We start from the raw sequence: 22540 nt of genomic DNA, 5'->3' as shown, positions 1-22540 counted from the left end.
ACCGGCTAAACTGCGAGGCCGCACTTTGCGTGCGGCCTCTTTAACGACTACGTGTAAACGTGAGAGCCCCTATCCATGAGTTCACTTCAGGATCAACTGCTCAAGGCCGGCCTGGTCGATGCCAAGAAGGCCAAGCAGGTCAACAAGGACAAGCGCAAGCAGACCAAGGTGGCCAAGAAGACCGGTCAACCGCAGGTCGATGAGACCCGAGAGGCGGTGGAGCGCGCCCGCGCCGAGAAGGCCGCCCGTGACCGCGCTCTGAACGCAGAGCGGGATGCAGCCGCACGGGAGAAGGCCATTGCAGCCCAAATCAAGCAGCTAGTGGAAAGCAACAAGCAATCCAAGGGCGGTGGCGATATCGCCTACAACTTCACCTTCGAGCGCAAGATCAAGAAAATCCATGTTTCCGAGGCGGTGCGCAATCACCTGGCCGCGGGCCGACTGATGATCGTCGGCCTGGACGAAAGCTTCGAGCTGGTGCCCCGCGTGATCGCCGAGAAGATCAGTGAGCGCAAGCCCGACGCCGTGATTCAGCCCCCCGCCGACAGCGCGCAGCCGGACGAGGACGATCCCTACGCGGAATTCCAGATTCCCGACGACCTGATGTGGTAACCCCTCTTTGAACCAGAATGAGGGAATTCTCCGCGCGGTCGAGCAGTGGCTCTCCGATGTAGTGGTGGGCCTGAATCTGTGCCCCTTCGCCCGTAAACCCATGCGGGCAGGGCAGGTTCGCTTCGCCATCAGTGAGGCGCGCTCAGACCAAGCGCTGATGGACGATCTGCTCGCAGAAATGGTGCGGCTGGATGAACATTCTGCCGCGGAGCTGGAAACCACCCTGGTGATTGTGCCGTCGCACCTACAGCGATTTGAGGACTTCAATCAGTTTCTCGATCTGGCGGAATGGCTAATCGAGCGGCAGGGCTACACCGGCATCTACCAGCTCGCCACCTTCCATCCCCACTACCAGTTTGCGGACACCGCCCCGGAGGATGCAGAAAACCTCACCAACCGGGCTCCCTACCCGATTCTCCACCTGATCCGGGAGGCCAGTATCGAAGAGGTTCTGCAAAAATACCCGGACCCGGATTCCATCCCTGAAAATAATATACGACGGGTCACCGACCTGACGCAGGACCAGCGTCGTGCACTGTTCCCGTATCTTTTCAGCGGCGCAAAGAAAGGTTAAAGAAAGGTTGGCGCCTGGTGGAAAGCCGCACCGGATGAACCCACCGGCACAGCGGCAGCTCAAGCGCTTTCGTGACGCTTGCCAGAGGTGTCACTGCTATCGACCACTGCCTGCTGTGACAGGTGGTCGAAGCCGGCTCCGCGTCCAATCTCATACCCGCGTTCGAGCAGTTCCGGCTCCAGCGTAAATCGGGCAACGGGGAAGTCGGCGGGTGGGGAGATCACTCGCACCCGGCATCCCTCTGGCGGCGACTGGATAAACTGCAGCGCGCGATTGTACCGCTCAGCCCTGCCCAGCACAGACTCGAACAGGCTGGCGTGATCCTGAAACAGCTGCTTCATAAAGTGCGGCGCAGGGGTCTCCCGCTTGCGGTAGCCCAGTGGCCGGGACAGAACCACAGTGATATCCCTGGCCCCCTGCTCGTAGGCCCGGATCACCGGAATGGAATCCGCAAGGCCACCGTCGGTCATCGGCTCATCGTTGACCCTGGGGAAGCCACGGTAAGCAAAGGGGATGGCGCAGGATGCGGGAAACACCTCGTGCATATTCTCCGCAGTCACTTCCAGGTAATGCGCCTGCCCGGTCTCGATGCTGGTGGTCACGGCAAAGAGAGGCACACCGTTGTCGTAGTAGCGCTGAACATTCAGTGGTATTTCGTCGAAAGACGCATGCCAGAGCCAGGCAACATCGCAAAAGTGGCCGCCCTTGAGGAAGCGCCGCCAGTTGATGAAGTCCTCACGGCGGGCGTGGTCCAGCAGGATCCAGCGACTGCGACCGTGATCCCCCGACAGGTACCCGATCAGGTTGGAGGATCCTGCGGATACGCCAATGGCAAAGTCGTAGGGCAAAAAGTCGGACTCGATAAAAGCATCGAGAACCCCAGCGGCAAAGATACCGCGCATCGCCCCGCCCTCGACCACGAGCGCCGATGGCACGGTTGCACTGTCTTGACTCATTGACTCTCCGAAGCTGCAACGGCAGTTGAACGTTTGATCCTGTGTGAAATTGTATAATTGGTGGCCGACATACACATTCGCCTTCCCGACCAAATCCAGTGACCAGAGCGCCACGGGAGCATCTTCAGGGCTTTGCGACAGCCAGTGCTGGCTGACAGAACCGTTTCCGCCAGTTAGAGTATCGCCGTCGTAGACTTCCCGGTCCCGGACCCACACATAACCCACTTTTCAGCACAGAATCCGTATGCCAACTTATCCCCCGATACTGTTGCCGGTTGTCGCACTGGTCGCCTGGTCCCTGGTCATGTGGATCTGGATGTATGCCACCCGGCTGCCAGCGATCCGAGCAGCTCAAATTGAGCTGGACCCCACTGCCCCCCAGGGCCAGCTGATGCAACAGTTGCCGGCAAACGTGCGCTGGAAGGCCGACAACTACAATCACCTGATGGAGCAGCCCACGCTCTTCTATGCCATTTGCCTGGTGCTGGCAATGGTGGGCGAAAGCGATGGACTCAACCTCGCACTGGCCTGGATTTACGTGGGGGGCCGGGTTGTCCACAGCCTGCTGCAGGCCCTGCTCAACAAAATCGAAGTACGCTTCGTGATTTTTGTATTCACCTCCCTGGCGCTGTTTGGCCTCACGGCCCGTGTCGCCATGGCCCTGTTATACCCGGACCCCACCCATGCCTAATCAAATGAAATTCAGCGCGCCGTGGAGCCGCCAACTGAAAGTGCTGACTTCTGTGTTTACCCTCTTCCTGCTGGGGCTACCATTGATCCTGCTGGACCGTGCCCCGGAAGATCCACCAACCATCTACCTGATCGGCATCTGGCTGCCGGTGGCGATTCTGGTTTTGAGCGCTTTGTTTGCCATCCGCGGCTTTGTGATTGAGGGGGACCGGCTGCTGGTACTGCGCCCACTGTGGAAAACCCGCCTGTCACTCCAGGGACTGCAACAGGCAGAGGCCGATCCGGAGGCCATGCAGGGCTCTATCCGCACCTTCGGCAATGGAGGCCTGTTCGGATTTATCGGCCTGTTTCGCAACAAGAAGCTGGGTCGCTATCGGGCCTTTGCCACCGACGAGAAAAACGCAGTCGTATTGCGCTTTGCAACACATACACTGGTGATTACCCCGGACCGGCCCCAACGAGCCGTGACGCTACTCAACCGCGAGGGCTGACTCCCGGTCAGCCCAGACGCTCCAGTTCACTCAATCAAAATTGACAGGCGACCAGTCCGGTATCGCCTTTATTTTGGGGGTCGCAAATTCTGGATAGCGGTCGCTGGCATACTGAACTTCGCCGTTCACAACGGTCATCTCTGCCGATGTCTCTGGCAGCTTCTCAGCGGGCACCTCGAAGATATCCTGATTAAGTATGACGAAGTCCGCCAGTTCACCCGGGGCGATCGCACCTTTGACTTTTTCCTCACCGGAGAACCAGGCCGCCCCCTTGGTGAATAGTCTGAGCGCCGTCTCACGATCCAGTGTGTTGTATTCCCCGTACAGTTGCGTGCCGCCCACGGTCTTTCCTGTCACCGCCCAGTAAAAAGTCACCCATGGATTGAAGCTTGCTACCCGTGTGCCATCGGTGCCGAGACCCACAGGGATTCCGAGTTCCAGCATCCTGCGGATGGGCGGGCTTCTGCGTGTTTGCTCCTTGCCGTAGCGATCCAGAAAGTGCTCGCCGGCAAATGCCATTCGGCCCTGTACCGCGATACCGCCACCGAGCGCCTTGATGCGCCGCAGGTTCTCATCACTGATCGTCTCGGCGTGATCGATGATCCAGCGCACCCCGGCAACAGGCTGTGTCTGGTTCACCTTTTCCAACACGTCGAGCATACGCCCGATGGACTCGTCATAGGTGGCATGAATGCGGAAAGGCCAGCCCCTCTTCAGATGAAGGCGCAAGACTGCCTCCAGTTCCTCTTCAGCCTGCGGCTTCAAGTCCGGTCTTTCTGAGGTGAAGTTCTCGTAGTCTGAGGCAGACCAGACCAGCAACTCGCCGCCGCCTTCCACTACGAATCCATCGTCAAAGTGAATATGTTTGTCCTGGCCGGGCCTGTAATTGCTCATCCAGCGCTTGAACTGGTCCAGTTCCTCGCCGGCCTTCTGTGGAAACAGGTAATTCGAAACCCGGATGGGCAACTCACCTTTTTCGGCCAGGGTCGTGGAGGCCTGATAGTCCTCGGGGAACTGGTGTCCACCACCGCCGGCATCCACAGCACTGGTAACGCCGAGACTCAGGAGCTTGCGGTAAAACTGTCGCGATGAATTCAGCTGCGCCTCTGCAGACATTTGCGGCAGCGCGGCAATGGTCTTGTACAGGATCATCGGGTGAGGATCGGCAATTAACCGCCCGGTGGGATTGCCATCCGCGTCGCGCTCATAACGACTGCCAGCGGGTGCCTGTGAATTCTTGTCAATCCCCAGCGCTTTCATGCCGGCCTTGTTCAAGAGCCCTCCCGAATAGAGGTGCAGAACGAAGGCCGGGGTGTCCGGTGCCACCGCATTCAATTCCTCCAGGGTTGGCATCCGCTTTTCTTCAAACTGGTAGGGGCTCCAGCCCCCCACGACCCGCACCCATTGGCCCTCGGGAGTGCGCTCGGCCTGAGCACGCACCAATTCCAGCGCATCCTTGAGCGAGGAGACGCCCTCCCACCGGGTCTCTAAATTATAAAAACGCCCTCCCCGAACCACATGCAAGTGGGAGTCGTTGATGCCGGGAATCACCCGCCGGCCCTGGGCGTCAATTACCACTGTGTCATCACCCTTGCTGGCGAGCAGCTTCTCAGCATCAGTACCCAGCTGCTCAAATTTACCATCAGAAACTGAGAACGCCGTCACCTTACGGTTATCGAGTGTGGTTACGTCAGCATTGTGTACGATCAGATCCGGTGCCGAACTCAGGGCAATACTGTAGAGAGCCAGCAGCGCGCTACAGCCCCGCGTAATAAATCCCAACATGACGTCCTCCCTTTCCCACAAAAAACTGCCGACACATGCCATAACAAACCGCTGTCATTACCAGCAAAACCCGTTTGAGCGAATGAGCTCCCGAGCGCCCGGGATGTCCGGTCTGTGAAGTCAGGTGAGTATGGGAGGGAATTCCTGTTCCTGCTGATCACTATCGCTCTTTTCGACACTAGGCGACTACTCACCGCGGGCTGCCAGCAGCTGAGTGGCGCCTTCGTGGGCGGGCCCGGGCCGGTGAACCCCCAGCAGAGAAAGCGGTATCTGTGCAATCCGCTCGGTGACTTCCATACTGAGAAGACCACGAAGGATGGATTGACTAGCCGCTAAAGGATTTTCATGCCATTTGATCGTCAGGGTAACCGCCTCTCCGGCGCCAGCCCCACCGCCATCGAGCACTATCAACGCGCCCTGGAATCATTCAACCTCTACCGGGGCGACCCGTTTGCCCCCCTCGAAGAGGCCATTGCAGAGTCCCCCGGGTTTGCAATGGCGCATATCCTCAAAGCCTATCTCTACGCCACCAGCACTGAGCCCGCCGCCAATATCGCTGCGCAGAAGATCCTGGTTTCGACCCAGGTTCTGCCACTGTCAGAACAGGAGGCGTCCCACGTTGCGGTCTTGAGGTCCCTGACCGGTGGTGACTGGACGACTGCTGCCGAGTCCCTGGATTTCCACTGCTGCAAATTTCCACACGATCTGGTCGCTATTCAGTGCGGGCACCTGATGGATTTTTATCGCGCCAACAGCCGCAACCTGCGGGACCGTATCGCCCGCGCGCTGCCCCAGTGGTCGGCGGAAATTCCCGGTTACTCGCTGCTGCTGGGTATGTATGCCTTCGGGCTGGAAGAATGCGGTGACTATGGCCGCGCTGAACAGTTTGGTCACAGTGCCCTGGAACTGGAACCATTCGACTGCTGGGCCCACCACGCTGTCGCTCACGTGCTGGAAATGCAAGGGCGCCCAGCTGAGGGCGTGGCCTGGATGCACGACCGGGAAGCCTTCTGGGCGGAGGAAGAGAATTTCTTCAAGGTCCATAACTGGTGGCACCGGGCACTTTACCATCTGGATCTTGGCGAGACCGAGAAGGCCCTGGAAATCTACGATGGCCCCATCCGCCGGGATGCCAGTGTCATGGCACTGGACCTGGTGGATGCCGCAGCCCTGCTCTGGCGCCTGGTGCTACTGGGCACAGATGTCGGTGAACGCTGGCAGGAACTGGCGGACTGCTGGGAGCCCCATGTCGATGGCCATCACTACCCTTTCAACGACTGGCACGGCGCCATGGCGTTCCTTGGCGCCAACCGGCCTGCTGCGCTGGAGCGTATCGGTAATTGCCTGCGCGCCGGGCGCGACAGCCACCGGGAGGTCTGCCGCTGGGGCTGGGAGACCGGCCTGCCGCTGGTGGAGGGGTTCTCGGCCTTCTGGGAGAGGGACTACGCCAGCGCTGTGCGCCACCTGCACAGTGCCCGTTACATCGCCAATACCTTTGGCGGCAGCCACGCGCAGCGGGATATCATCGACTGGACGCTGGCCGAGGCAACGATCCGCCTGGGCCAGCGGCGCCAGGCAGAGGCGTTCGCGGAAGAGCGACTGGCGCTCAAACCCAATAGCACCGTCACCCGTGAAATGGTGGCCCGCGCCAGCAGATAGGCGACAGCACCCGGAAAATGATCCGGCCCCGGACGAACTGCTTGAGAAAAGCGTAATAAGTAGGACACCCGGGCACTCCTCAGTGTCACCCGCGCGCCTGTTTTCAATTGAACAGATCTTCCATTCCCGTGAATGGCGGTCTCTTTCCGCCCTATTTCCTCGCTGGCAGTGGTTGTGATTCACGCGGGCACAGCAGCGCAGAATTCAACTAACCTGAACTATAACCGTGTGAAAACCGGCACAAGTGATCTGGGGCGGCTTTGCCACCGTACCCGTGCCCTAAATCACACAAAAATTGGATTAGGGGAATTCTTCATGGGCGAACTGGTTCGTCTGGTGTACGCCAGCAAAGCTTCCTTCTTCCCACTGCCCGCCAAGAGTGGTGTGGAACCCACCGTGGCCCGTATCCTGATGCAGAGTCGGCAAAACAATAACCGCGACGATGTGGGCGGTATTCTGTATTTCGGCGATGGCTACTTCTTCCAGGCCCTCGAGGGCAATCGCGAGGCGGTCACGGAAACTTTCCGGCGAATCAGTGAGGACAGTCGTCACCATCAGGTGACCACCCTTTCCCTCAAAGCGGTGCCGTCACGCATGTTCGCGGACTGGTCGATGAAATATGTTCCCGCGGAACAATCCTTGCGCGAGTTTCTTGGCCGCAGGGGCTACACCCGCTTCCAGCCATTGCGCTTCTCTGAGGGGGAGGCAGAAGCCCTGGTGCAATTCTTCGAGCACAAGCGGGAAGAGGACCTTGGTGCAGCGCCCAGACCGAGCCGCTTCAATCTGCGGGCGCTGTTCTCCCGGAAATCCCGTCTCGCCAATTAATCGGCGCAGGTTCAATACAGTTCTTCAACCGACCGGGTGTGAAAATTCGGCTTTGGCAGTAAAGTAAAAGGCGCGCCCCCAGGGCGCCCCTTCACAACCGCCGGAGTTTCCACGCCATGAGAACATTCATCACCGCAGTGTTCGGCCTTACCTTGCTGCTGCCACCGGTTGCGCAAGGGTCCTGTGCCATTCTCCTGCACGGCCTGGGGCGTTCCGACGGATCGATGGAGTCACTGGAAAGAGCCCTGGAAAAGGCGGATTTCCAGGTCGTCAACGTCGATTACCCATCGACCGTGTACCCCATCGAGACACTCGCCGGCCAGGCCATTGCACCGGCACTGGACCGGTGCGGGCCGGGCACTCCTGTGCACTTCGTCACCCACTCTATGGGCGGCATACTCGTGCGTCATTATCTCAGCCGGGTACCCGTTCCAAACCTCGGTCGGGTGGTTATGCTTGGCCCGCCCAACAAGGGCAGTGAGGTGGTGGATGCCCTGGGCGAAGTACCCGGCTTCCACGCCATCCTGGGTGACGCTGGCCTGCAATTGGGCACCAGCGCGGAAAGTGTGCCCAACCAGCTTGGCGCCGCCAATTTCGAGGTGGGCATCATCGCCGGCACCCGCAGCATTAACCCGGTTCTCTCACAGATTATTCCTGCCACAGACGATGGCAAAGTCTCGGTGGCGAGCACACGCCTGGACGGTATGAGCGATCACCTGCAGATGCCCGTCACTCATGTTTTCATGATGCAAAACGATGAAGTCATCAAACAGGTGATTTACTTCCTGCAACACGGTCGTTTTTATCGGCCCGGTCCGCCCTCGTCTTGATCGTCTTCGCTCGCTGACAACACTTCGGTCAGTGCCACCCGCCTTGAACTAAACTGCTGCCGAGGGAACCGCAAACTGCCCGGGGTTCCCCGGCAATGGACAGCAGCGATAGTGGCACAGCAGGAAAGCTCAGAAGCAATCAAGGAACTGCCGGAACAGGTGGACCGGGGCGTAGATACTGCCCTCGACAAGGTCGACGGCTGGATTGCTGACGCTATTCAACACACGCCCAATTTCATCGCGGCGTTGCTCGTCATGCTGATGCTGTATTTGATTGGCATGCTGTTCGGCTATCTCACCTGCCGACACTTCAGCCGCCGGGAGCGCGCCAATCTCGGGGAAGTCCTGGGAGGCCTGGTCAAATGGATCTTTGCCGGTATCGGCTTCCTGCTCGCCGCCACCATCGTCATGCCAACCCTGAAGCCCGGCGACCTGGTTGCGGGCCTGGGTGTGGGCTCTGTGGCATTTGGATTTGCCTTCAAGGACATCCTGCAAAACTGGCTTGCCGGGCTGCTGATTCTGATCAAGCACCCATTCCGCGTAAACGACCAGATCCGCGTCGGCGAATTTGAGGGCACGGTTAAGAAAATCGAAAACCGCGCAACGCTGATCCGCACCTTCGACGGCCAGCGAGTCGTCATTCCCAACAGTGATATCTATACCAATGCAGTAATCGTCAAGACCGCACACCCCCTGCGGCGCAGTGAGTACGATGTGGGGATCGGCTACGGGGATGGTCTCGATCGTGCCTGTGAAGTACTGGAAAAGGCTGTCAGCAAAGTGGAGGGCGTGCAAAAAAGGCCAGCGGTAGAGGCCCTGCCCTGGGAGCTTGCGGCCAGCTGGGTCACCATTCGGGTGCGCTGGTGGACCCACAGCCGCCAGACCGATACCAACCATATTGGTGCGGATGTTATCCGGGCAATCAAGCTGGCCCTGGATGAAGCCCGTATCGACATGCCCTACGAGACCAGAGTGCAACTGTTCCACGATCAGACCGAGGAAACCGACGGCGATCGCAGCCGGCAGCGGGAGGGGTGGCCCGCGCCCGCGGACGGCAGTACGCGCCCCCGCTGGCAGGCACAGTTTGGCGAGAAGCAGCCCTGAGCTTTTGACAGCCCTGAGCCTGGTTGACAGCCCTGAGCCTGGCTGAGAGCCCTCACTGCATCAACATCATGCCGTTGCCAGAGAATCCCCCGCCATAATCCGGTATTCTGATCCCTTCACTATTTCCCGCGGCAAAGGGGCGCTCAACCCATGCTCAACTGGCAGTGGTCCCGCTTCGAGGATCTCACCGCACAACAGCTCTATACCATTCTGCAGCTCCGCCAGGAAGTTTTCGTAGTAGAGCAGGACTGTGCCTACCAGGACGTGGACGGCATTGACCAGCACAGCTGGCACCTGGCCGCCTGGCGCAATGAAGGGGAAGAGCCTGCGCTGCTGGCCTACCTGCGGGTAGTGGACCCTGGCCAGAAGTATACGGAGCCGTCCATCGGACGGGTATTGACCGCGCAACCTGCGCGGGGAACCGGGCTCGGTCGGGAGCTTATGAGCCGGGCACTGATTCTCTGCGACGAGCAGTTTGATGGCGGGGCCATTCGTATCTCGGCACAGCTTTACCTGGCCGACTTCTACAGTGAATTCGCATTTGAGCGTGTTTCCGAGCCCTACGATGAAGATGGCATCCCCCATATCGAGATGCTGCGTCCGGGCCGCCCTTAGCTGTGTTCCACCGCCCGGGTCGGTGCGGGCAGGACCAGCAACTGAGCCTCAGTGGACGGCGGTCTTGGAAAACAGATTGATAACCACCACCCCGGCAACAATCAGAGTCATACCGATGACCGCCGGCCAGTCCGGGATTTCCCGATAGATAACCGCACCCGCCAGCGCCACCAGCAGGATACCGACACCGGCCCAGATGGCGTAAGCGATGCCCACCGGAACAGTCCGCAGCACCAGTGACAGCATGTAGAACGCCAGCCCGTAGCCCAGTACGACCAGTACAGAGGGAAGCGGTCGCGTAAACTGCTCGGAGGCCTTCAGCGCTGTGGTAGCGGCAACTTCCGCCAGGATGGCAATCGCGAGATACAGATAAGCCATTATTTCATCCGCATAAAAAAATGGGGGCCCTGAAAGCCCCCATCGCTCGATCAATTGAGAACCCTACTCAAGGGTAGGTGTAGCTGGCCTGCAGCCCCAGAGGGATGCCCAGCGACCAGTAAAGCACCAGGAAAACCGACCAGCACAGCAGGAATACCACCGAGTAAGGCAGCATCATGGAAACCAGGGTTCCGATCCCCGTGCTCTTCACGTAACGCTGACAGTAGACCACCACCAGGGGGAAATACGGCATCAGCGGCGTGATGATATTGGTGGAGGAATCCCCCACCCGATACGCGGCCTGGGTCAGGTCCGGCGAGAAACCCACCTGCATCAGCATAGGCACAAAAATCGGTGCCAGCAGTGCCCACTTGGCAGAGGCCGAGCCCACAAACAGGTTCACGAAGCCCACCAGCAGGATGATGCCCATCAGCGTCACCGGTCCCGGCAGCGCCATGGCGGCCAGTAGGTTACCGCCCTCGACGGCCAGCAGCGTGCCCAGTCCGGAACGGCCAAATTCAGCGATGAACAGCGCGCAGAAAAATGCCATGACGATGTAGTAGGACATGGAGCCCATCGTCTTGGACATGGCATCGATCACGTCCTTGGACTTCTGGAAGGTGCCCGCCGCGTAGCCAAACACTACGCCGGGAATGATGAACAGCAGGAAAATCAGCGGCACGATGGATTTCATTGCCGGCGCACCGAACGCGGCCAGGTTTCCGGCATCGTCCCGCAGCGCTGAATCCGCCGGTAGCATCCAGGCAACCAGGGCACCGATACCCAGAACCATCACCAGGGTCGACAGGCGCAGCGCACGCCGTTCGCGGGCGCCCACCTCCTGCATCACCGGCATATCCTCCGGGTCGCCGTCGATGGCCACATTCTTCAGTCGCGGCTCGATGACTTTGTCTGTCAGCCACCAGCCCAGCAGCACAATCACCAGGCAGGACGCCGAGGTAAAGAACCAGTTATTGAGCGGGTTCAGTTGCAGCTCGGGGTTGACGATCTGCGCCGCCGACTGGGTGAACCCCTGCAGCAATGGATCGATGGCCGAGGGTACGAAGTTGGCGGAGAAACCGCCGGATACACCGGCAAACGCCGCCGCGATCCCCGCCAGTGGATGGCGGCCCGCAGCATAAAAGATCACCCCGCCCAAGGGGATCACCAGCACATAACCCGCATCCACGGCCGTGTGGCTGACAATCGCCACCAGGACCAGCATGGGGGTCAGCAGCATTTGCGGGGTCACGCCCAGCAGCTTTTTCAAAACGGCGTTGATAAAGCCGCTCTGCTCCGCCACACCCACACCCAGCATGGCCACCAGTACCACACCCAGGGGGGCGAAGCCGGTAAAGGTTGTGACCATGGTGGAGAGGAAATAGGCAAAGTTGTCCCCGGACAGCAGGTTGGTAACCTGGACCGCCTCACCCGTGGCCGGGTGAATGGCATCAAAGCTGACACCGGACAACAGCAGTGACAGCACCCAGACCGTCACCATCAGGACCAGGAACAATACCGCCGGGTCCGGCAGCTTGTTGCCCACCACTTCAATAAAGTTCAGCGCGCGATCAACCCAACCGCCTTTGCCAGACCCGTTTGGTGTTTCCATGGGTGCGGCAGTGTTCGCCGGAGATTCACTCATTGGTTTGTCCTCGTTTTTATTGTTCTGATTGCCAGCCATTGCGCGTTCCTTTCCAGATATCAGCCGATATCAGCCGATATCAGCCAATTTTGCGGATGCCGACCGCTTGGCGTAGCTTGTCGATAAAGGGCGCTGAATAGGCTCTGGCCTTCTCCGCGCCCTTCTCCAACTCGGCCTCGATCTGTGCCGGGTTCGCCAACAGCTCGTTGTAACGCTCGCGGGCATCACCGATCTGGCCGTTGATCAGCTCGAACAGCTGCTTCTTGGCCTCGCCCCAGGCGATGCCCTCTTCGAACGCCTTGCGCATTTCGGCGGTCTGCTCCGGGGTGGCGAAGGCCTGCCAGACCTGGAACACGGTGGAGGTATCCGGGTCCTTTGGTTCACCTGGCTCCAGCAAGTTGGTTTTGATCTTGTTGATGTGCTTCTTCAGCTGCTTCTCGGTCAGAAACAACGGGATGGTGTTGCCGTAGCTCTTGCTCATCTTGCGGCCGTCGAGGCCCTGCAGCACCGCTACATGGTCATCCACCACCGCTTCCGGCAGCGCAAAGTGCTCGCCGTAATGGTGGTTGAAGCGCTGGGCGATATCCCGCGCCATCTCGATATGCTGCACCTGATCTTTGCCCACCGGCACCTTGTTGGCATTGAACATCAGGATGTCCGCCGCCATCAGGATCGGGTAGCTGTACAGGCCCATGGTGATACCGAAGTCCGAATCCTCACCATCGGCACGGTTGGCGTCCACTGCCGCCTTGTAGGCGTGGGCACGGTTCATCAGGCCTTTGGCCGTCATGCAGGTCAGTAGCCAGGTCAGTTCCGGAATCTCGTGGATATCGGACTGGCGGTAGAAAACCACATTGTCGGTATTCAGCCCCAGGGCCAGCCAGGTGGCGGCAATCTCCAGGGTGGACTGGTGCACCTGTTGCGGGTCCTGACACTTGATCAGCGCGTGGTAGTCCGCCAGGAAGTAAAAGGACTGATTGTTCTGGTCCTGGCTCGCGGCAATCGCCGGGCGAATGGCGCCCACATAGTTGCCGAGGTGGGGGGTACCGGTGGTGGTAATGCCGGTCAGTACACGCTGCTTACTCATAAACGCTATCAATTCCGTGCTGCATTCTCGGGAGTTAGGGGCGAATAATACCCTTTTCAGACACTTGATTGTACGTCGTCACCGCTGGGCATCGGGCTGATCATGGGGGCCAGCCATGGGCGGACAAAAAACAACCAGCGCAAGAGCACGCTGGCAGCACCTGCCGCGTCAATTCGCGAAAAAGTGTGACCATCTGGCAAGAGCAAAGCCATTCTCAGGGATGATAAGTGCGGTGCACCCCTTTGCAACTGCACCAAGTGCAGAGCAAGTCCGGATAGTGATATAACACCAACTGGCACCACTACACAGGAAATCATGTCGCCCCATGGAAATCACGGCCAGGAAAATCAGCAAGCGCTCGGTGTTTAAGATCTACTTCCTGGGGCTGTCGGGAGGATTCTTCTTCCTGTTTCTCTTCTACGGCATTAGGGCTTTATTTGGCGCAGAGACCGTGAAATGGGATGGAGAGCCCGTTACAGGGGTCGCAGGGCTCGCAATTTCAGTCATTATGTGGCCCGTGATGAGCTTTATCTTTTCGGCCTTCATGTGGCTGTTTAGCGTGGTGGGACTGTGGATGTACTCGCTGATTAATCCCATCACCATCTCTTTCCAGGGGGTGGTGACAGGCGGAAAAAATGAGACTGAACAACAGTAGGAATTGCGACTCCCTACCGTCCTCGGCCTATTAGTGCCAGGTCTGTAGTCAATCAGCGGATGGTCGTTTCAGCCGCACAAAACACTATGGGAAATCACGCAAGGCCATGAAGGAAGGCTCAAAATGACTCGAGTGTTACTGCTCTCTATCGCCCTCCCTCTCCTCTGGCTGTTTTCCCCACCAGCTCCGGCCGAGCCTGTTGAAAAGAAGTCCTCTGAGCAGGCCCAGCAACGGCTGAAAGAGCGCAGGCTTCTGGCTCGCAAATCTACAAGCATTTATTCCAGCAAGCCACGGCGCTTCAAGGGCGAGTTACGTGTGGAGAACCTCACCGACATAGAGGTCAGGGCGATTGTCAGCGAGGCAACGAGATTGATCCCGGGTGCAATGGTGATGATCGATGCAGTCAGAGATGGCTGCCCCTGCGCAGATGGTCCCGATTGCTCAGCCCAGGTGTGGGTGGCAACTTACCAGAACGGGAAAAACACGGGACTGACGCTATCAAAGATCGGTGACCGCTGGACTCTGGGCTACGTTCAGGCCTGGTGGCTGGAATACGAAGCCATGCGTGAAGAGCAGAAGTTGCTCCGGCGTACCCCGCGACCGCGCCCCGAGGCCATCCAGGACAGGCTGGACGAGTTATCGGCTTTACACCGCCTACTTTGGGAAGAATTCCCCTCCTGTGAGGAAGATGAACAATAAGAGGATGAGCAATAAGAAGATGAGCAATAAAGGGAGCTGTGCTTAAAAAAACGGGAAATAGCCCCTACCGATAATCGCTCCTCGATCAGTTCCTGATGGCGACTATTTTTTCCAGGCTCCGCCGGTATCGTGGTGCAAGCTCAGCCCAGCGGAAACCCGACACATCCACCGAGGGCAGGGACTCACCGGCTCTACGCGCACAGGCCAGTTCAGCCAGCATCTCCACCGCCTTATCGGTGGAACCATACCGATACTCACGGGCATACAAATCCGGATAGGCCTGCTCATCGGGCACCACAGGCGAGCAGCCCAGTGCACAGGCTTCCATCACAGCCAGCCCCTGGAACTCGTGATAGGCGGTGCTGAGGAAAACATGACTCTCCTGCAGCACCTGGCGGTAAGCCCCTGCCGACGCCTGAAAGCCCACCGCGCCAAGGCGCGAAGAAAACCGCTCACGGATCTCTTGAAACTGCTCGGGGCTGCTGCGGAAGGACTCACCGAGCAGGTTAAGCCGGTAGTCGATGCCCTGCGCCTCCAGCCCCTCAAGGATCTGCAGCAGCCGATCCGGTCCCTTGTCGTATTCCCAGCGTGCCGCCCAGCTGATCACCAGCGGGCCACTCGCCGGGCGCACAAGCGGGGATTCCCTCGTGAACAGGTTGTCTTCCAGCGGCACCGGCAATACATGGGACTTCGCCTCGACCTCCTCGCAGATCCCCCCCGGCACATGGTCGGGGAAGCGTTTCAGAAGCTGGCGCGCACCCTTCAGCAGCGAGCGGCGATTGAAGTCGGAATTGAATAGCAACAGGTCACCGCTGAGCGCGGTATAAATATTCAGCAATTGCGGTTCGACGGATTGGAAGGCGTCTCGGGTACGGGGATAGGCGAACTGGTTTTCGTGGAAGTACACGGCCGTGGGTACCCGGGCAATTTCCGGTACCAGCCCGCGCAGAGCGGAGACATCCGTCATGGAGGTAGCGACGATCAGGTCCCAATCCTGGTGCAGGATGGTCGCCTGCTCTCCCCTGCCCCAGCTGAGGCTATTGCCCCGCACCCGCCAGCTGAAATAACGCGGCGGCAGGGTGAGTACGGTCCAGTCCCAGTCCGGGATCGCCGCCACCAGCCCCCGCCGCCAGCGTTTGTGGCTACCGGCATCATAGGCGGACAGGAGCAGGACTTTCATGGCGGCAGGCTCGGGTTACTCTGCCTTGTCTTCGAAAGAGCGAACATTGGTCAGGCGGGCAAACAGGCTGGAAGTATCCCAGCGGCCGCCACCCAGTGCCTGCACCTCGCTGTAGAACTGGTCCACCAGCGCGGTAACGGGCAGGAGGGCACCGTTGCGTTGCGCCTCGTCGAGGACAATCGCCAGGTCCTTGCGCATCCAGTCCACCGCGAAGCCATGCTCGTACTCTCCCGCCAGCATCGTCTTGTAGCGGTTCTCCATCTGCCAGCTCTGGGCGGCCCCCTTGGAAATGACGTCTACCACCTGCTCTGCATCCAGGCCTGCGGCCCCTGCGAAGTGGAGTCCCTCGGCAAGTCCCTGGACCACACCGGCAATGCAAATCTGGTTGACCATCTTGCACAGCTGTCCGCTGCCCACAGGCCCCAGCAGGTTGCTGGCGCGGGCGTAGCATTGCAGGAACGGCTGCGCGCGCTGGTAGTCAGCCTCTGCGCCGCCCACCATAATGGTCAGCGCACCATTTTCTGCTCCGGCCTGGCCCCCTGAGACGGGAGCGTCCAGAAAACCCAGTCCCCGCTCCGCGCCTGCAGCCGCCAACTCCCGGGCAACATCCGCCGAGGCGGTGGTGTGATCCACAAACAAGCTGCCCTGGCGCATTCCCGCAAAGGCGCCCTGCTCACCGGTCACCACTTCCCGCAGATCGTTGTCATTGCCGACACAGGCAAATACCAGCTCGGCGCCACGGGCAGCCTCGGCCGGCGTTTCAAAGGCTTCACCCGGATATTCCCCCAGCCATTGCTGGGCTCGGCTGGCGGTGCGGTTGAATACACGCACCTTGTGGCCCGCCCGGGCAAGAAAGCCTGCCATGGGGTATCCCATAACGCCCAGGCCGAGGAATGCAACAGTCGCCATTGGTTACCCCCAAATCATCCAGATCAGAGCCGCACCCAGCAAAAGGCGGTAGATGGCAAAGGGAGCCATCCCGATACGGCTGATAAATTGCAGGAAAAAGTGAATACACAGGTAAGCGCTGATCCCGGACAGCACTGTGCCCAGCAGGATGTCCCCCCAGGGCACCGTCTCCAGGGACAGCAGGTCGAAAGTGAGGAGCATGGCGCTGAGGGCAATCACGGGAATGGACATCAGGAACGAGAAGCGCGCGGCATCCTCTCGTTTCATGCCCAGCATCAACCCGGCGGTCATGGTGATGCCCGAGCGCGAAGTGCCCGGAATCAGTGCCAGCGCCTGCGCAGCGCCAATGGCCAGCGCCTTCTTCCAGTTGAGTTGCGCCAGTGTCTCCTTGCGCTTGCCAAATACATCTGCCCACCACAGCAGCAGGCCAAAACCGATCGTGGTAGCGGCAATCACGGCCGCAGAACGCAGGTGTGTCTCGATAAAGTCTTTAAAGGCCAGCCCCACCAGGCCGGCGGGAATCGTGGCCAGCACGATCAGCCAGGCAAGGCGTCCATCATCGGTGAAGCGGTTGTTCACCAGCCCGCCCAGGCCGTCGCGTAGCAGTGCCCACACCTCGCTGCGGAAATAGATAATCACTGCCGTCAGGGAGCCAAAATGCACCGCCACGTCGAAGGCAAGGCCCTGGTCCGGCCATCCCAATACCTCCTTTGGCAGGATCAGGTGTGCCGAGCTTGAGATGGGCAGAAATTCGGTCAGGCCCTGGATCAGCGCCAGGATGATGATCTGAAAAAATTCCATGAATGGTTACTGCGAGCGGATTTTTTGTCGTTTTTGCCAGGTGATCTCGTCGCGCAGGTAGAGGGGTTCCAGCTCCTCCGCTCGCACACTGACACCATTTTCCCATAACAGGGCCGCCAGTTCGGCAATATCACGGGCGTGAATCAGGGCTTCGCTATCCACGGCTTTTACCGGCGCCTGCTCCAGCGCCGGGTAATGCCAGCCAGGTCCGGCACCATAGCGCTCCTGCGGCAGGTCGGATTCGCGCAGTGCGTATACCGCCTGCTCCGGATCCTGGACCGCCTCGGGCAGGAGGCTGCAGTTGGGCGCTTTGGGAGAATAAACACCCCAGTAGATCTGCCCCATCCGCGCGTCGAGTGCCGCGATCACCGGGGCCTGCTGCCATTCCGAGTGTTTGCGCCGGGCACCCGCCGCCAGTGCGGCCAGGCTGGACACCGGTACAACCGGCTTGTCAGCGGCAAACGCCAGTCCCTGCACGCAACTGATGGCAATGCGCAGGCCGGTGAATGAACCGGGGCCGCGGCTGACCGCCAGCGCATCTACTTCCGAGAGTTCCAGGCCAGCCTGCTTCAGTACTTCATCCACCATCGGCAGAAGTCGGCGCGTGTGGTCTCTTTCCGCCTGCACAAACTGCTCGGTGATTCGGCCATCGTCATACAGGGCGACAGAGCAGGCGCCAGAAGTGGTATCCAGGGCTAGTAATTTCACGGGGGACTCGATTGACAACATCTTTGGGGGCGAATTGTGGCACGGTCGGAGGAGAGAGTCATGTGGAAGGCAATCGGCCCGGGCAGGGCAATTCAGCCCGCGCGCTTCCGGGCAGGCCCTGAAACGCAAAGACCCCGCTAAGCGGGGCCTTTGGTTCGCCAGGCGATATACCCGGCAAGGTGTCCAGCTCGGTCCCGTATTACCCCCGCGACTGCAGTGCCGCAGTGGGCTCAGAACCTTACACAGACATCACTTCTTCTTGGGCGGACGACCGCGGCGGGCCATGGTCTTCTTGGCGGTAGCCTTGGTCTTGGCAGCCTTTGGCGGGCGACCACGGCGGGCTGACTTCTTGGGCCTGCCGGGGCTCTTCTTGGTTGCAGCCTTCTTGGCAGCAGCCTTCTTGGGCCGGCCAGCCTTCTTCTTGGCTGACTTCTTCGCTGCCTTTTTCGCTTCGGCCTTGGCTTTGGCTGCAGCTTTCTTTTCCAGGGTCTTGGCTTTAGTGGCCGCTTTCTTGGCCGCCGCCTTCACCTTGGCCTGGGCCTTTTTCTCGGCTGTTTTAACTTTCTTGGCATCCGCTTTGGCGCGGGTCTTTCTCCAGCGGGTTTCAAATGCCTTTACCGCTGCAGCCAGATCCTTCTCAGCCTTATCGGAAAGCTTTTCAGCCATATCGCTGATTTTTGCTTTCGCTGCCTCTTCAGCCTGGCGAACTGAATCCATCGCCTTGGCTTTGGCAAGTTCCACCTTCGCCGAAGCGACTTTGGCGCGTAAATCTTTTGCCTTTGCATTGGCGTTCGTCAGGGCTTTTTTCGCAGCCGCGGTGCCGGTCTTCTGTGCCCGCTCACGCGCCTTGGCTACCCGATCCATCTGGGCATCCAGGGACTTGGTCGCCGTTTCGACTGACTTCTCAGCCTTGGTGACAACCGGCGAAACAGCCGCCGTGGCCTTCGCCTTTGCAGGGCGCTTGGCCTGCTTTCTCTTCTTCGCTACTCGTGCCATCCCTTGTCTCCTGTCAGAGTCAGAAAACTACCTCTGCAATCTGTCTAAAAGTGTGCTGGCGGTAATGCCGTTTTGCTGCCCCGGGACTTATTACCCACCTCCCGAGAAGGAATTACAGCAAGCTGCAACGTTTAAAACGATGCAGCTTTATCAAAGTTAATAAAAATAAATTGCTTTGCAAGGGAAAACGGAAAAAAAACGGTTATTAGGCAATAAAAAATTACTTTTTTGTCTATTTTCCGCCGCGGCGGCGCAAAACGAGTGACAAATCAGATTTTTTTACAGCTCAGCCGGTGTGCTTCCGGGCTGCCGGCAGTTTCTCTTCGACAATCTCTGCGAGCATCTCGATATGATCCTGGCGAAGATTCAGGGTCGGAATGTAACGGTATTCTCCCCCTCCAGCCTCGATGAAATTAGCGCGATTCTCCTCCGCAATTTCCTCGATCGTCTCCAGGCAATCGGCTGCAAAGGCCGGGCAGATCACATCCACACTGCCAACCCCTTTTTTGCCCCACTCGATCAGGGTTTTGTCAGTGTAAGGCTGTAACCATTCCGCCTTGCCAAATCTTGACTGGAAGCAGAGCTGCCACTGGTCCTCTTCAAGGCCCAGCTCCGCGGCAAGGTGCTCCGCGGTTTCCCGGCACTGCTGGTAATAGGGATCGCCCTTATCCACATTGGCTTTGGGAATACCGTGAAAGGACAAAAGCAGCTTGTCCGCAACGCCATGCTTTTGCCTGTGCTCACGTACGGAGTTTGCCAGGGCCTTCACATACAGAGGGTGCTGATAATAATTGTGCACCACTGAGATATTGGGAATATTCCGGTTGCTGCGATAGATCCGCGCCACCTGATCGTAAATCGAGCCCGTCGTGGTGGCTGAATACTGCGGATAGAGCGGGAAAACCATAAAGGAATCAAAGCCTTCCCGCTGCAGGCGCTCCACCACATCCTCAAGCTGCGGTGCACCATAAGTCATGGCGTAGTCCACGCGGATATCAGGGCGCTTTTCCGCCAGGCTTTCCTGCAGGAGTTCCGCCTGACGGCGGGTGTAGTAAAGCAGGGGAGCGCCTTCCACAGGCGCCCCGTCAAGCCCGCTGTTCCAGATTTCGGCATAAGCCGGCGCTATTTTGCGCGGCCTGAGCGGCAGGATAATCCCGTGCAGGATGGGCAGCCAAACCAGGCGTGGAATTTCCACAACTCGCGGGTCGGAGAGGAAATCACGCAGGAATTTCCGCACCGCAGGAGCGGTCGGCTCCGCCGGGGTCCCCAGGTTCATGAGAATAACCGCTGTCGACATGCTTCAGATCCTATCGGTTACTGGTAAGGGCAGAAAACTGAATCCGCAAAAGGCTACACCATTAACCCCATGCGCGCCGGCCGGACACAAAAAAGCCCCCGATCGGGGGCTTTTCTACGGACAGGCCAGTCATTCAGATCAGGTAAGAGCGTCCATTACCCGCTGACGGATGTCATCCATGGAGCCTACACCCTTCACCTTGCTGTACTTCGGCGCGGCGTCGGGCATGCGCTCGGCAAGTTCGCTGTAGAAGCCGACCAGAGGAGCCGTCTGCTCGTGGTACACCTTCAGGCGGTTGCGGACAGTCTCTTCCGTGTCATCGGTGCGCTGGACCAGTGGCTCACCGGTGACGTCATCCTTACCCTCTTCCTTCGGCGGATTGTAGATAACGTGGTAAACACGGCCAGAACCTTCGTGCACGCGGCGGCCAGACAGGCGCTTGACGATTTCCTCGTCATCCACGGCAATTTCCAGAACATGATCGATGGGCACGTCCGCATCCAGCAGGGCCTGTGCCTGGGGAATCGTGCGGGGAAAACCATCGAACAGAAAACCATTTGCACAGTCCGGCTGGGCAATACGCTCTTTGACCAGAGCGATGATCAGATCATCTGACACCAGTTTACCGGCGGCCATGATGTCCTTGGCCTCCAGACCGAGGGGCGTGCCCTCTTTCACAGCTGCACGCAGCATGTCACCGGTGGAGATCTGCGGAATGCCGAATTTCTCTGTAATGAACTGAGCCTGAGTGCCCTTACCGGCCCCGGGCGCCCCCAAGAGAATGATTCGCATAGTCAGATTGCCTCCAAATATCGGACGTGCGCAAATGCCCGCCGCGCCAAAAGAGCGCTACCTTACACGGTGCCCCCAACTAGAGCAAGGCTGCCAGCCTTCGCCCCCGCCCCCGTCAGCCGGGGGACGCGGCCAGGCGATACGATTAATGAACAATCAGTCACACCGCCGTGGCTATGCTGTTTTATGTGCTGGGGCGATACCCGTAGAGCCCCGTAACCGGGAGAAGGGGTTATTGATGAAAATTGCCATCTTCAACGCGCGCGAGTATGACAAGCGCTACTTCGACCGTTACAACCGCAATTACCCCCACGAACTCCTCTACGTAGACACCCACCTGGACGAATCCACGCTGGTGCTCGCCACCGACGCCGATGCCATCTGCGTTTTTGTGAATGATCCGGTCCCGGCCCCACTGCTGAAGCGCATGTCCCGTCAGGGTGTCCGGATGCTGGCGCTGCGCTCTGCCGGCTTTAATCATGTGGATGTCGCCGCAGCCAATGAGCTGGGCATCCTTGTTGCCAACGTGCCCGGCTATTCTCCCTACGCCGTCGCCGAACATGCTGTCGGGCTGATTCTGGCCCTGATCCGGCGCCTGGTCCGGGCACAGGCCCGGGTTCGCGAGGGCAATTTCTCTCTGGAGGGACTGATGGGCTATGACCTGCACGGGAAGACCGTGGGGGTTGTGGGCACCGGCAAGATCGGCTCGGTGTTCGCGCGCATCATGCACGGCTTTGGCTGCAATTTACTCGGTAACGATCCCGTACAGAGTGAAGACTGCCGGGCCCTGGGGATGCGCTATGTGAGCTTCGAATCCCTCTGTCGACATTCAGACATTATTTCCCTGCACTGCCCGCTGCTACCCGAGACCCGACACCTTATTGACGAGCAGGCGGTCGCGGAAATGCGGGACCGGGTCTGCCTGATCAACACCTCGCGCGGCGGGGTGATCGACACCTCCGCCATTATCCGCGGTCTGAAATCCGGAAAAATCGGTTACTTGGGGCTGGATGTCTACGAGGAGGAGGAAAATCTCTTTTTCGAGGATCATTCGGACTCAGTGATCAGTGACGATACCTTTGCGCGCCTGCTTACCTTCAACAATGTGATGGTGACGGGCCACCAGGCCTATTTCACCCACGAGGCCATCACCAATATCGCCCGGAGCACCCTGGAGAACGTGACGGAGTTTGAAAAAACCGGCAGCTGTGCCAACCAGTTGATCTCCAGCTAGCGAGGGGGCGCTGCCTGT

General features: G+C 59.1%; 24 protein-coding genes. 12 read left to right on the top strand and 12 right to left on the bottom strand.

Annotation, left to right across the window (positions count from 1 at the left end):
- The first annotated feature begins 75 nt into the window (after positions 1 to 75).
- Both AWR36_RS01460 and AWR36_RS01455 read left to right on the top strand, forming a co-directional pair.
- On the top strand, positions 76 to 612 hold the full coding sequence (locus tag AWR36_RS01460; protein ID WP_067079995.1) for a DUF2058 domain-containing protein: 537 nt from the start codon (positions 76 to 78) through the stop codon (positions 610 to 612).
- Between the two features lie 7 nt (positions 613 to 619).
- Entirely contained in the window at positions 620 to 1186 is a 567-nt protein-coding gene (locus AWR36_RS01455) for a DUF1415 domain-containing protein (RefSeq protein WP_067079993.1), read from the top strand.
- A gap of 59 nt (positions 1187 to 1245) precedes the next feature.
- Here AWR36_RS01455 and AWR36_RS01450 read toward each other — a convergent pair whose 3' ends face one another.
- Complete coding sequence (locus AWR36_RS01450; RefSeq protein WP_067079991.1) at positions 1246 to 2142, bottom strand: patatin-like phospholipase family protein; 897 nt, start codon at positions 2140 to 2142, stop codon at positions 1246 to 1248.
- Positions 2143 to 2386: 244 nt separating this feature from the next.
- Between AWR36_RS01450 and AWR36_RS01445 the strand changes: the two genes are divergently transcribed.
- Entirely contained in the window at positions 2387 to 2833 is a 447-nt protein-coding gene (locus AWR36_RS01445; protein WP_067079988.1) for an MAPEG family protein, read from the top strand.
- Complete coding sequence (locus tag AWR36_RS01440) at positions 2826 to 3323, top strand: PH domain-containing protein (protein ID WP_067104403.1); 498 nt, start codon at positions 2826 to 2828, stop codon at positions 3321 to 3323. The genes AWR36_RS01445 and AWR36_RS01440 overlap by 8 nt, the downstream gene beginning before the upstream one ends.
- Positions 3324 to 3353: 30 nt before the next feature.
- On the opposite strand, the gene AWR36_RS01435 is transcribed toward AWR36_RS01440, so the two are convergent.
- Positions 3354 to 5108 carry an amidohydrolase gene (locus AWR36_RS01435; RefSeq protein WP_067079984.1) on the bottom strand — a complete coding sequence of 585 codons (1755 nt, stop codon included), beginning with the start codon at positions 5106 to 5108 and terminating at the stop codon, positions 3354 to 3356.
- A 345-nt stretch (positions 5109 to 5453) separates the two neighbouring features.
- Here AWR36_RS01435 and AWR36_RS01425 point away from each other — a divergent pair, with 345 nt between their 5' ends.
- The 5 genes from AWR36_RS01425 to AWR36_RS01405 all read left to right on the top strand — a co-directional run bounded on the left by AWR36_RS01425 (position 5454) and on the right by AWR36_RS01405 (position 10141).
- Positions 5454 to 6767 carry a tetratricopeptide repeat protein gene (locus AWR36_RS01425; protein WP_067079979.1) on the top strand — a complete coding sequence of 438 codons (1314 nt, stop codon included), beginning with the start codon at positions 5454 to 5456 and terminating at the stop codon, positions 6765 to 6767.
- Between the two features lie 315 nt (positions 6768 to 7082).
- Positions 7083 to 7592 (top strand): BLUF domain-containing protein, encoded by a 510-nt coding sequence (locus AWR36_RS01420; protein WP_067079977.1) that lies wholly within the window; start codon positions 7083 to 7085, stop codon positions 7590 to 7592.
- Positions 7593 to 7708: 116 nt separating this feature from the next.
- Complete coding sequence (locus tag AWR36_RS01415; RefSeq protein ID WP_067079975.1) at positions 7709 to 8422, top strand: esterase/lipase family protein; 714 nt, start codon at positions 7709 to 7711, stop codon at positions 8420 to 8422.
- A gap of 111 nt (positions 8423 to 8533) precedes the next feature.
- Complete coding sequence (locus AWR36_RS01410) at positions 8534 to 9526, top strand: mechanosensitive ion channel family protein (protein ID WP_067079972.1); 993 nt, start codon at positions 8534 to 8536, stop codon at positions 9524 to 9526.
- A 150-nt stretch (positions 9527 to 9676) separates the two neighbouring features.
- A complete protein-coding gene (locus tag AWR36_RS01405; protein WP_067079970.1) occupies positions 9677 to 10141 on the top strand; it encodes a GNAT family N-acetyltransferase in 465 nt (154 codons plus the stop codon).
- A 48-nt stretch (positions 10142 to 10189) separates the two neighbouring features.
- Here the strand turns inward: AWR36_RS01405 and AWR36_RS01400 are convergent, their stop codons facing one another.
- The 3 genes from AWR36_RS01400 to AWR36_RS01390 all read right to left on the bottom strand — a co-directional run bounded on the left by AWR36_RS01400 (position 10190) and on the right by AWR36_RS01390 (position 13251).
- Positions 10190 to 10519 (bottom strand): DMT family transporter, encoded by a 330-nt coding sequence (locus tag AWR36_RS01400; RefSeq protein WP_067079968.1) that lies wholly within the window; start codon positions 10517 to 10519, stop codon positions 10190 to 10192.
- A gap of 67 nt (positions 10520 to 10586) precedes the next feature.
- Complete coding sequence (locus AWR36_RS01395) at positions 10587 to 12164, bottom strand: AbgT family transporter (RefSeq protein WP_197409209.1); 1578 nt, start codon at positions 12162 to 12164, stop codon at positions 10587 to 10589.
- A gap of 79 nt (positions 12165 to 12243) precedes the next feature.
- The gene (locus AWR36_RS01390) at positions 12244 to 13251 is read right to left on the bottom strand and encodes a tryptophan--tRNA ligase (protein WP_067079966.1); all 1008 of its coding nucleotides are present in this window, start codon (positions 13249 to 13251) and stop codon (positions 12244 to 12246) included.
- Positions 13252 to 13576: 325 nt separating this feature from the next.
- Between AWR36_RS01390 and AWR36_RS01385 the strand changes: the two genes are divergently transcribed.
- On the top strand, positions 13577 to 13906 hold the full coding sequence (locus AWR36_RS01385; protein WP_067079964.1) for a hypothetical protein: 330 nt from the start codon (positions 13577 to 13579) through the stop codon (positions 13904 to 13906).
- Between the two features lie 123 nt (positions 13907 to 14029).
- Positions 14030 to 14605, top strand: coding sequence for a hypothetical protein (locus tag AWR36_RS01380; protein WP_067079962.1), 576 nt, complete (start codon positions 14030 to 14032; stop codon positions 14603 to 14605).
- 85 nt (positions 14606 to 14690) lie between these two features.
- On the opposite strand, the gene AWR36_RS01375 is transcribed toward AWR36_RS01380, so the two are convergent.
- The 7 genes from AWR36_RS01375 to adk all read right to left on the bottom strand — a co-directional run bounded on the left by AWR36_RS01375 (position 14691) and on the right by adk (position 21288).
- Positions 14691 to 15785 (bottom strand): tRNA-queuosine alpha-mannosyltransferase domain-containing protein, encoded by a 1095-nt coding sequence (locus AWR36_RS01375; RefSeq protein WP_067079961.1) that lies wholly within the window; start codon positions 15783 to 15785, stop codon positions 14691 to 14693.
- A 15-nt stretch (positions 15786 to 15800) separates the two neighbouring features.
- Positions 15801 to 16694 (bottom strand): NAD(P)-dependent oxidoreductase, encoded by an 894-nt coding sequence (locus AWR36_RS01370; RefSeq protein ID WP_067079960.1) that lies wholly within the window; start codon positions 16692 to 16694, stop codon positions 15801 to 15803.
- A gap of 3 nt (positions 16695 to 16697) precedes the next feature.
- On the bottom strand, positions 16698 to 17495 hold the full coding sequence (locus AWR36_RS01365; protein ID WP_067079959.1) for an undecaprenyl-diphosphate phosphatase: 798 nt from the start codon (positions 17493 to 17495) through the stop codon (positions 16698 to 16700).
- A 6-nt stretch (positions 17496 to 17501) separates the two neighbouring features.
- Positions 17502 to 18203, bottom strand: a complete 702-nt coding sequence (gene tsaB / locus AWR36_RS01360) for a tRNA (adenosine(37)-N6)-threonylcarbamoyltransferase complex dimerization subunit type 1 TsaB (RefSeq protein ID WP_067081749.1) — start codon at positions 18201 to 18203, stop codon at positions 17502 to 17504.
- 249 nt (positions 18204 to 18452) lie between these two features.
- Positions 18453 to 19199, bottom strand: a complete 747-nt coding sequence (locus tag AWR36_RS01355; RefSeq protein WP_067079958.1) for a hypothetical protein — start codon at positions 19197 to 19199, stop codon at positions 18453 to 18455.
- A gap of 286 nt (positions 19200 to 19485) precedes the next feature.
- On the bottom strand, positions 19486 to 20496 hold the full coding sequence (hemH, locus tag AWR36_RS01350; RefSeq protein WP_067079955.1) for a ferrochelatase: 1011 nt from the start codon (positions 20494 to 20496) through the stop codon (positions 19486 to 19488).
- A gap of 138 nt (positions 20497 to 20634) precedes the next feature.
- Positions 20635 to 21288, bottom strand: a complete 654-nt coding sequence (gene adk, locus AWR36_RS01345) for an adenylate kinase (RefSeq protein ID WP_067079953.1) — start codon at positions 21286 to 21288, stop codon at positions 20635 to 20637.
- Between the two features lie 238 nt (positions 21289 to 21526).
- Here adk and AWR36_RS01340 point away from each other — a divergent pair, with 238 nt between their 5' ends.
- Complete coding sequence (locus AWR36_RS01340) at positions 21527 to 22522, top strand: 2-hydroxyacid dehydrogenase (RefSeq protein ID WP_067079951.1); 996 nt, start codon at positions 21527 to 21529, stop codon at positions 22520 to 22522.
- The last annotated feature ends 18 nt before the right edge of the window (positions 22523 to 22540 follow it).

Origin of the sequence: Microbulbifer flavimaris (genome assembly GCF_001641755.2) — a bacterium.
Classification (GTDB): Bacteria; Pseudomonadota; Gammaproteobacteria; order Pseudomonadales; family Cellvibrionaceae; genus Microbulbifer; species Microbulbifer flavimaris.
This window is presented reverse-complemented; position numbering and strand designations above follow the sequence as displayed.

Coding starts and splice junctions, on each gene's coding strand:
- AWR36_RS01355 (WP_067079958.1), bottom strand. CDS start 19,199: ATGGCACGAGTAGCGAAGAAGAGAAAGCAGGCCAAGCGCCCTGCAAAG.
- AWR36_RS01440 (WP_067104403.1), top strand. CDS start 2,826: ATGCCTAATCAAATGAAATTCAGCGCGCCGTGGAGCCGCCAACTGAAA.
- AWR36_RS01385 (WP_067079964.1), top strand. CDS start 13,577: ATGGAAATCACGGCCAGGAAAATCAGCAAGCGCTCGGTGTTTAAGATC.
- AWR36_RS01370 (WP_067079960.1), bottom strand. CDS start 16,694: ATGGCGACTGTTGCATTCCTCGGCCTGGGCGTTATGGGATACCCCATG.
- hemH (WP_067079955.1), bottom strand. CDS start 20,496: ATGTCGACAGCGGTTATTCTCATGAACCTGGGGACCCCGGCGGAGCCG.
- AWR36_RS01380 (WP_067079962.1), top strand. CDS start 14,030: ATGACTCGAGTGTTACTGCTCTCTATCGCCCTCCCTCTCCTCTGGCTG.
- AWR36_RS01450 (WP_067079991.1), bottom strand. CDS start 2,142: ATGAGTCAAGACAGTGCAACCGTGCCATCGGCGCTCGTGGTCGAGGGC.
- AWR36_RS01420 (WP_067079977.1), top strand. CDS start 7,083: ATGGGCGAACTGGTTCGTCTGGTGTACGCCAGCAAAGCTTCCTTCTTC.
- AWR36_RS01375 (WP_067079961.1), bottom strand. CDS start 15,785: ATGAAAGTCCTGCTCCTGTCCGCCTATGATGCCGGTAGCCACAAACGC.
- AWR36_RS01405 (WP_067079970.1), top strand. CDS start 9,677: ATGCTCAACTGGCAGTGGTCCCGCTTCGAGGATCTCACCGCACAACAG.
- AWR36_RS01445 (WP_067079988.1), top strand. CDS start 2,387: ATGCCAACTTATCCCCCGATACTGTTGCCGGTTGTCGCACTGGTCGCC.
- AWR36_RS01425 (WP_067079979.1), top strand. CDS start 5,454: ATGCCATTTGATCGTCAGGGTAACCGCCTCTCCGGCGCCAGCCCCACC.
- AWR36_RS01365 (WP_067079959.1), bottom strand. CDS start 17,495: ATGGAATTTTTTCAGATCATCATCCTGGCGCTGATCCAGGGCCTGACC.
- AWR36_RS01435 (WP_067079984.1), bottom strand. CDS start 5,108: ATGTTGGGATTTATTACGCGGGGCTGTAGCGCGCTGCTGGCTCTCTAC.
- AWR36_RS01395 (WP_197409209.1), bottom strand. CDS start 12,164: ATGAGTGAATCTCCGGCGAACACTGCCGCACCCATGGAAACACCAAAC.
- AWR36_RS01415 (WP_067079975.1), top strand. CDS start 7,709: ATGAGAACATTCATCACCGCAGTGTTCGGCCTTACCTTGCTGCTGCCA.
- AWR36_RS01390 (WP_067079966.1), bottom strand. CDS start 13,251: ATGAGTAAGCAGCGTGTACTGACCGGCATTACCACCACCGGTACCCCC.
- adk (WP_067079953.1), bottom strand. CDS start 21,288: ATGCGAATCATTCTCTTGGGGGCGCCCGGGGCCGGTAAGGGCACTCAG.
- AWR36_RS01460 (WP_067079995.1), top strand. CDS start 76: ATGAGTTCACTTCAGGATCAACTGCTCAAGGCCGGCCTGGTCGATGCC.
- AWR36_RS01340 (WP_067079951.1), top strand. CDS start 21,527: ATGAAAATTGCCATCTTCAACGCGCGCGAGTATGACAAGCGCTACTTC.
- AWR36_RS01400 (WP_067079968.1), bottom strand. CDS start 10,519: ATGGCTTATCTGTATCTCGCGATTGCCATCCTGGCGGAAGTTGCCGCT.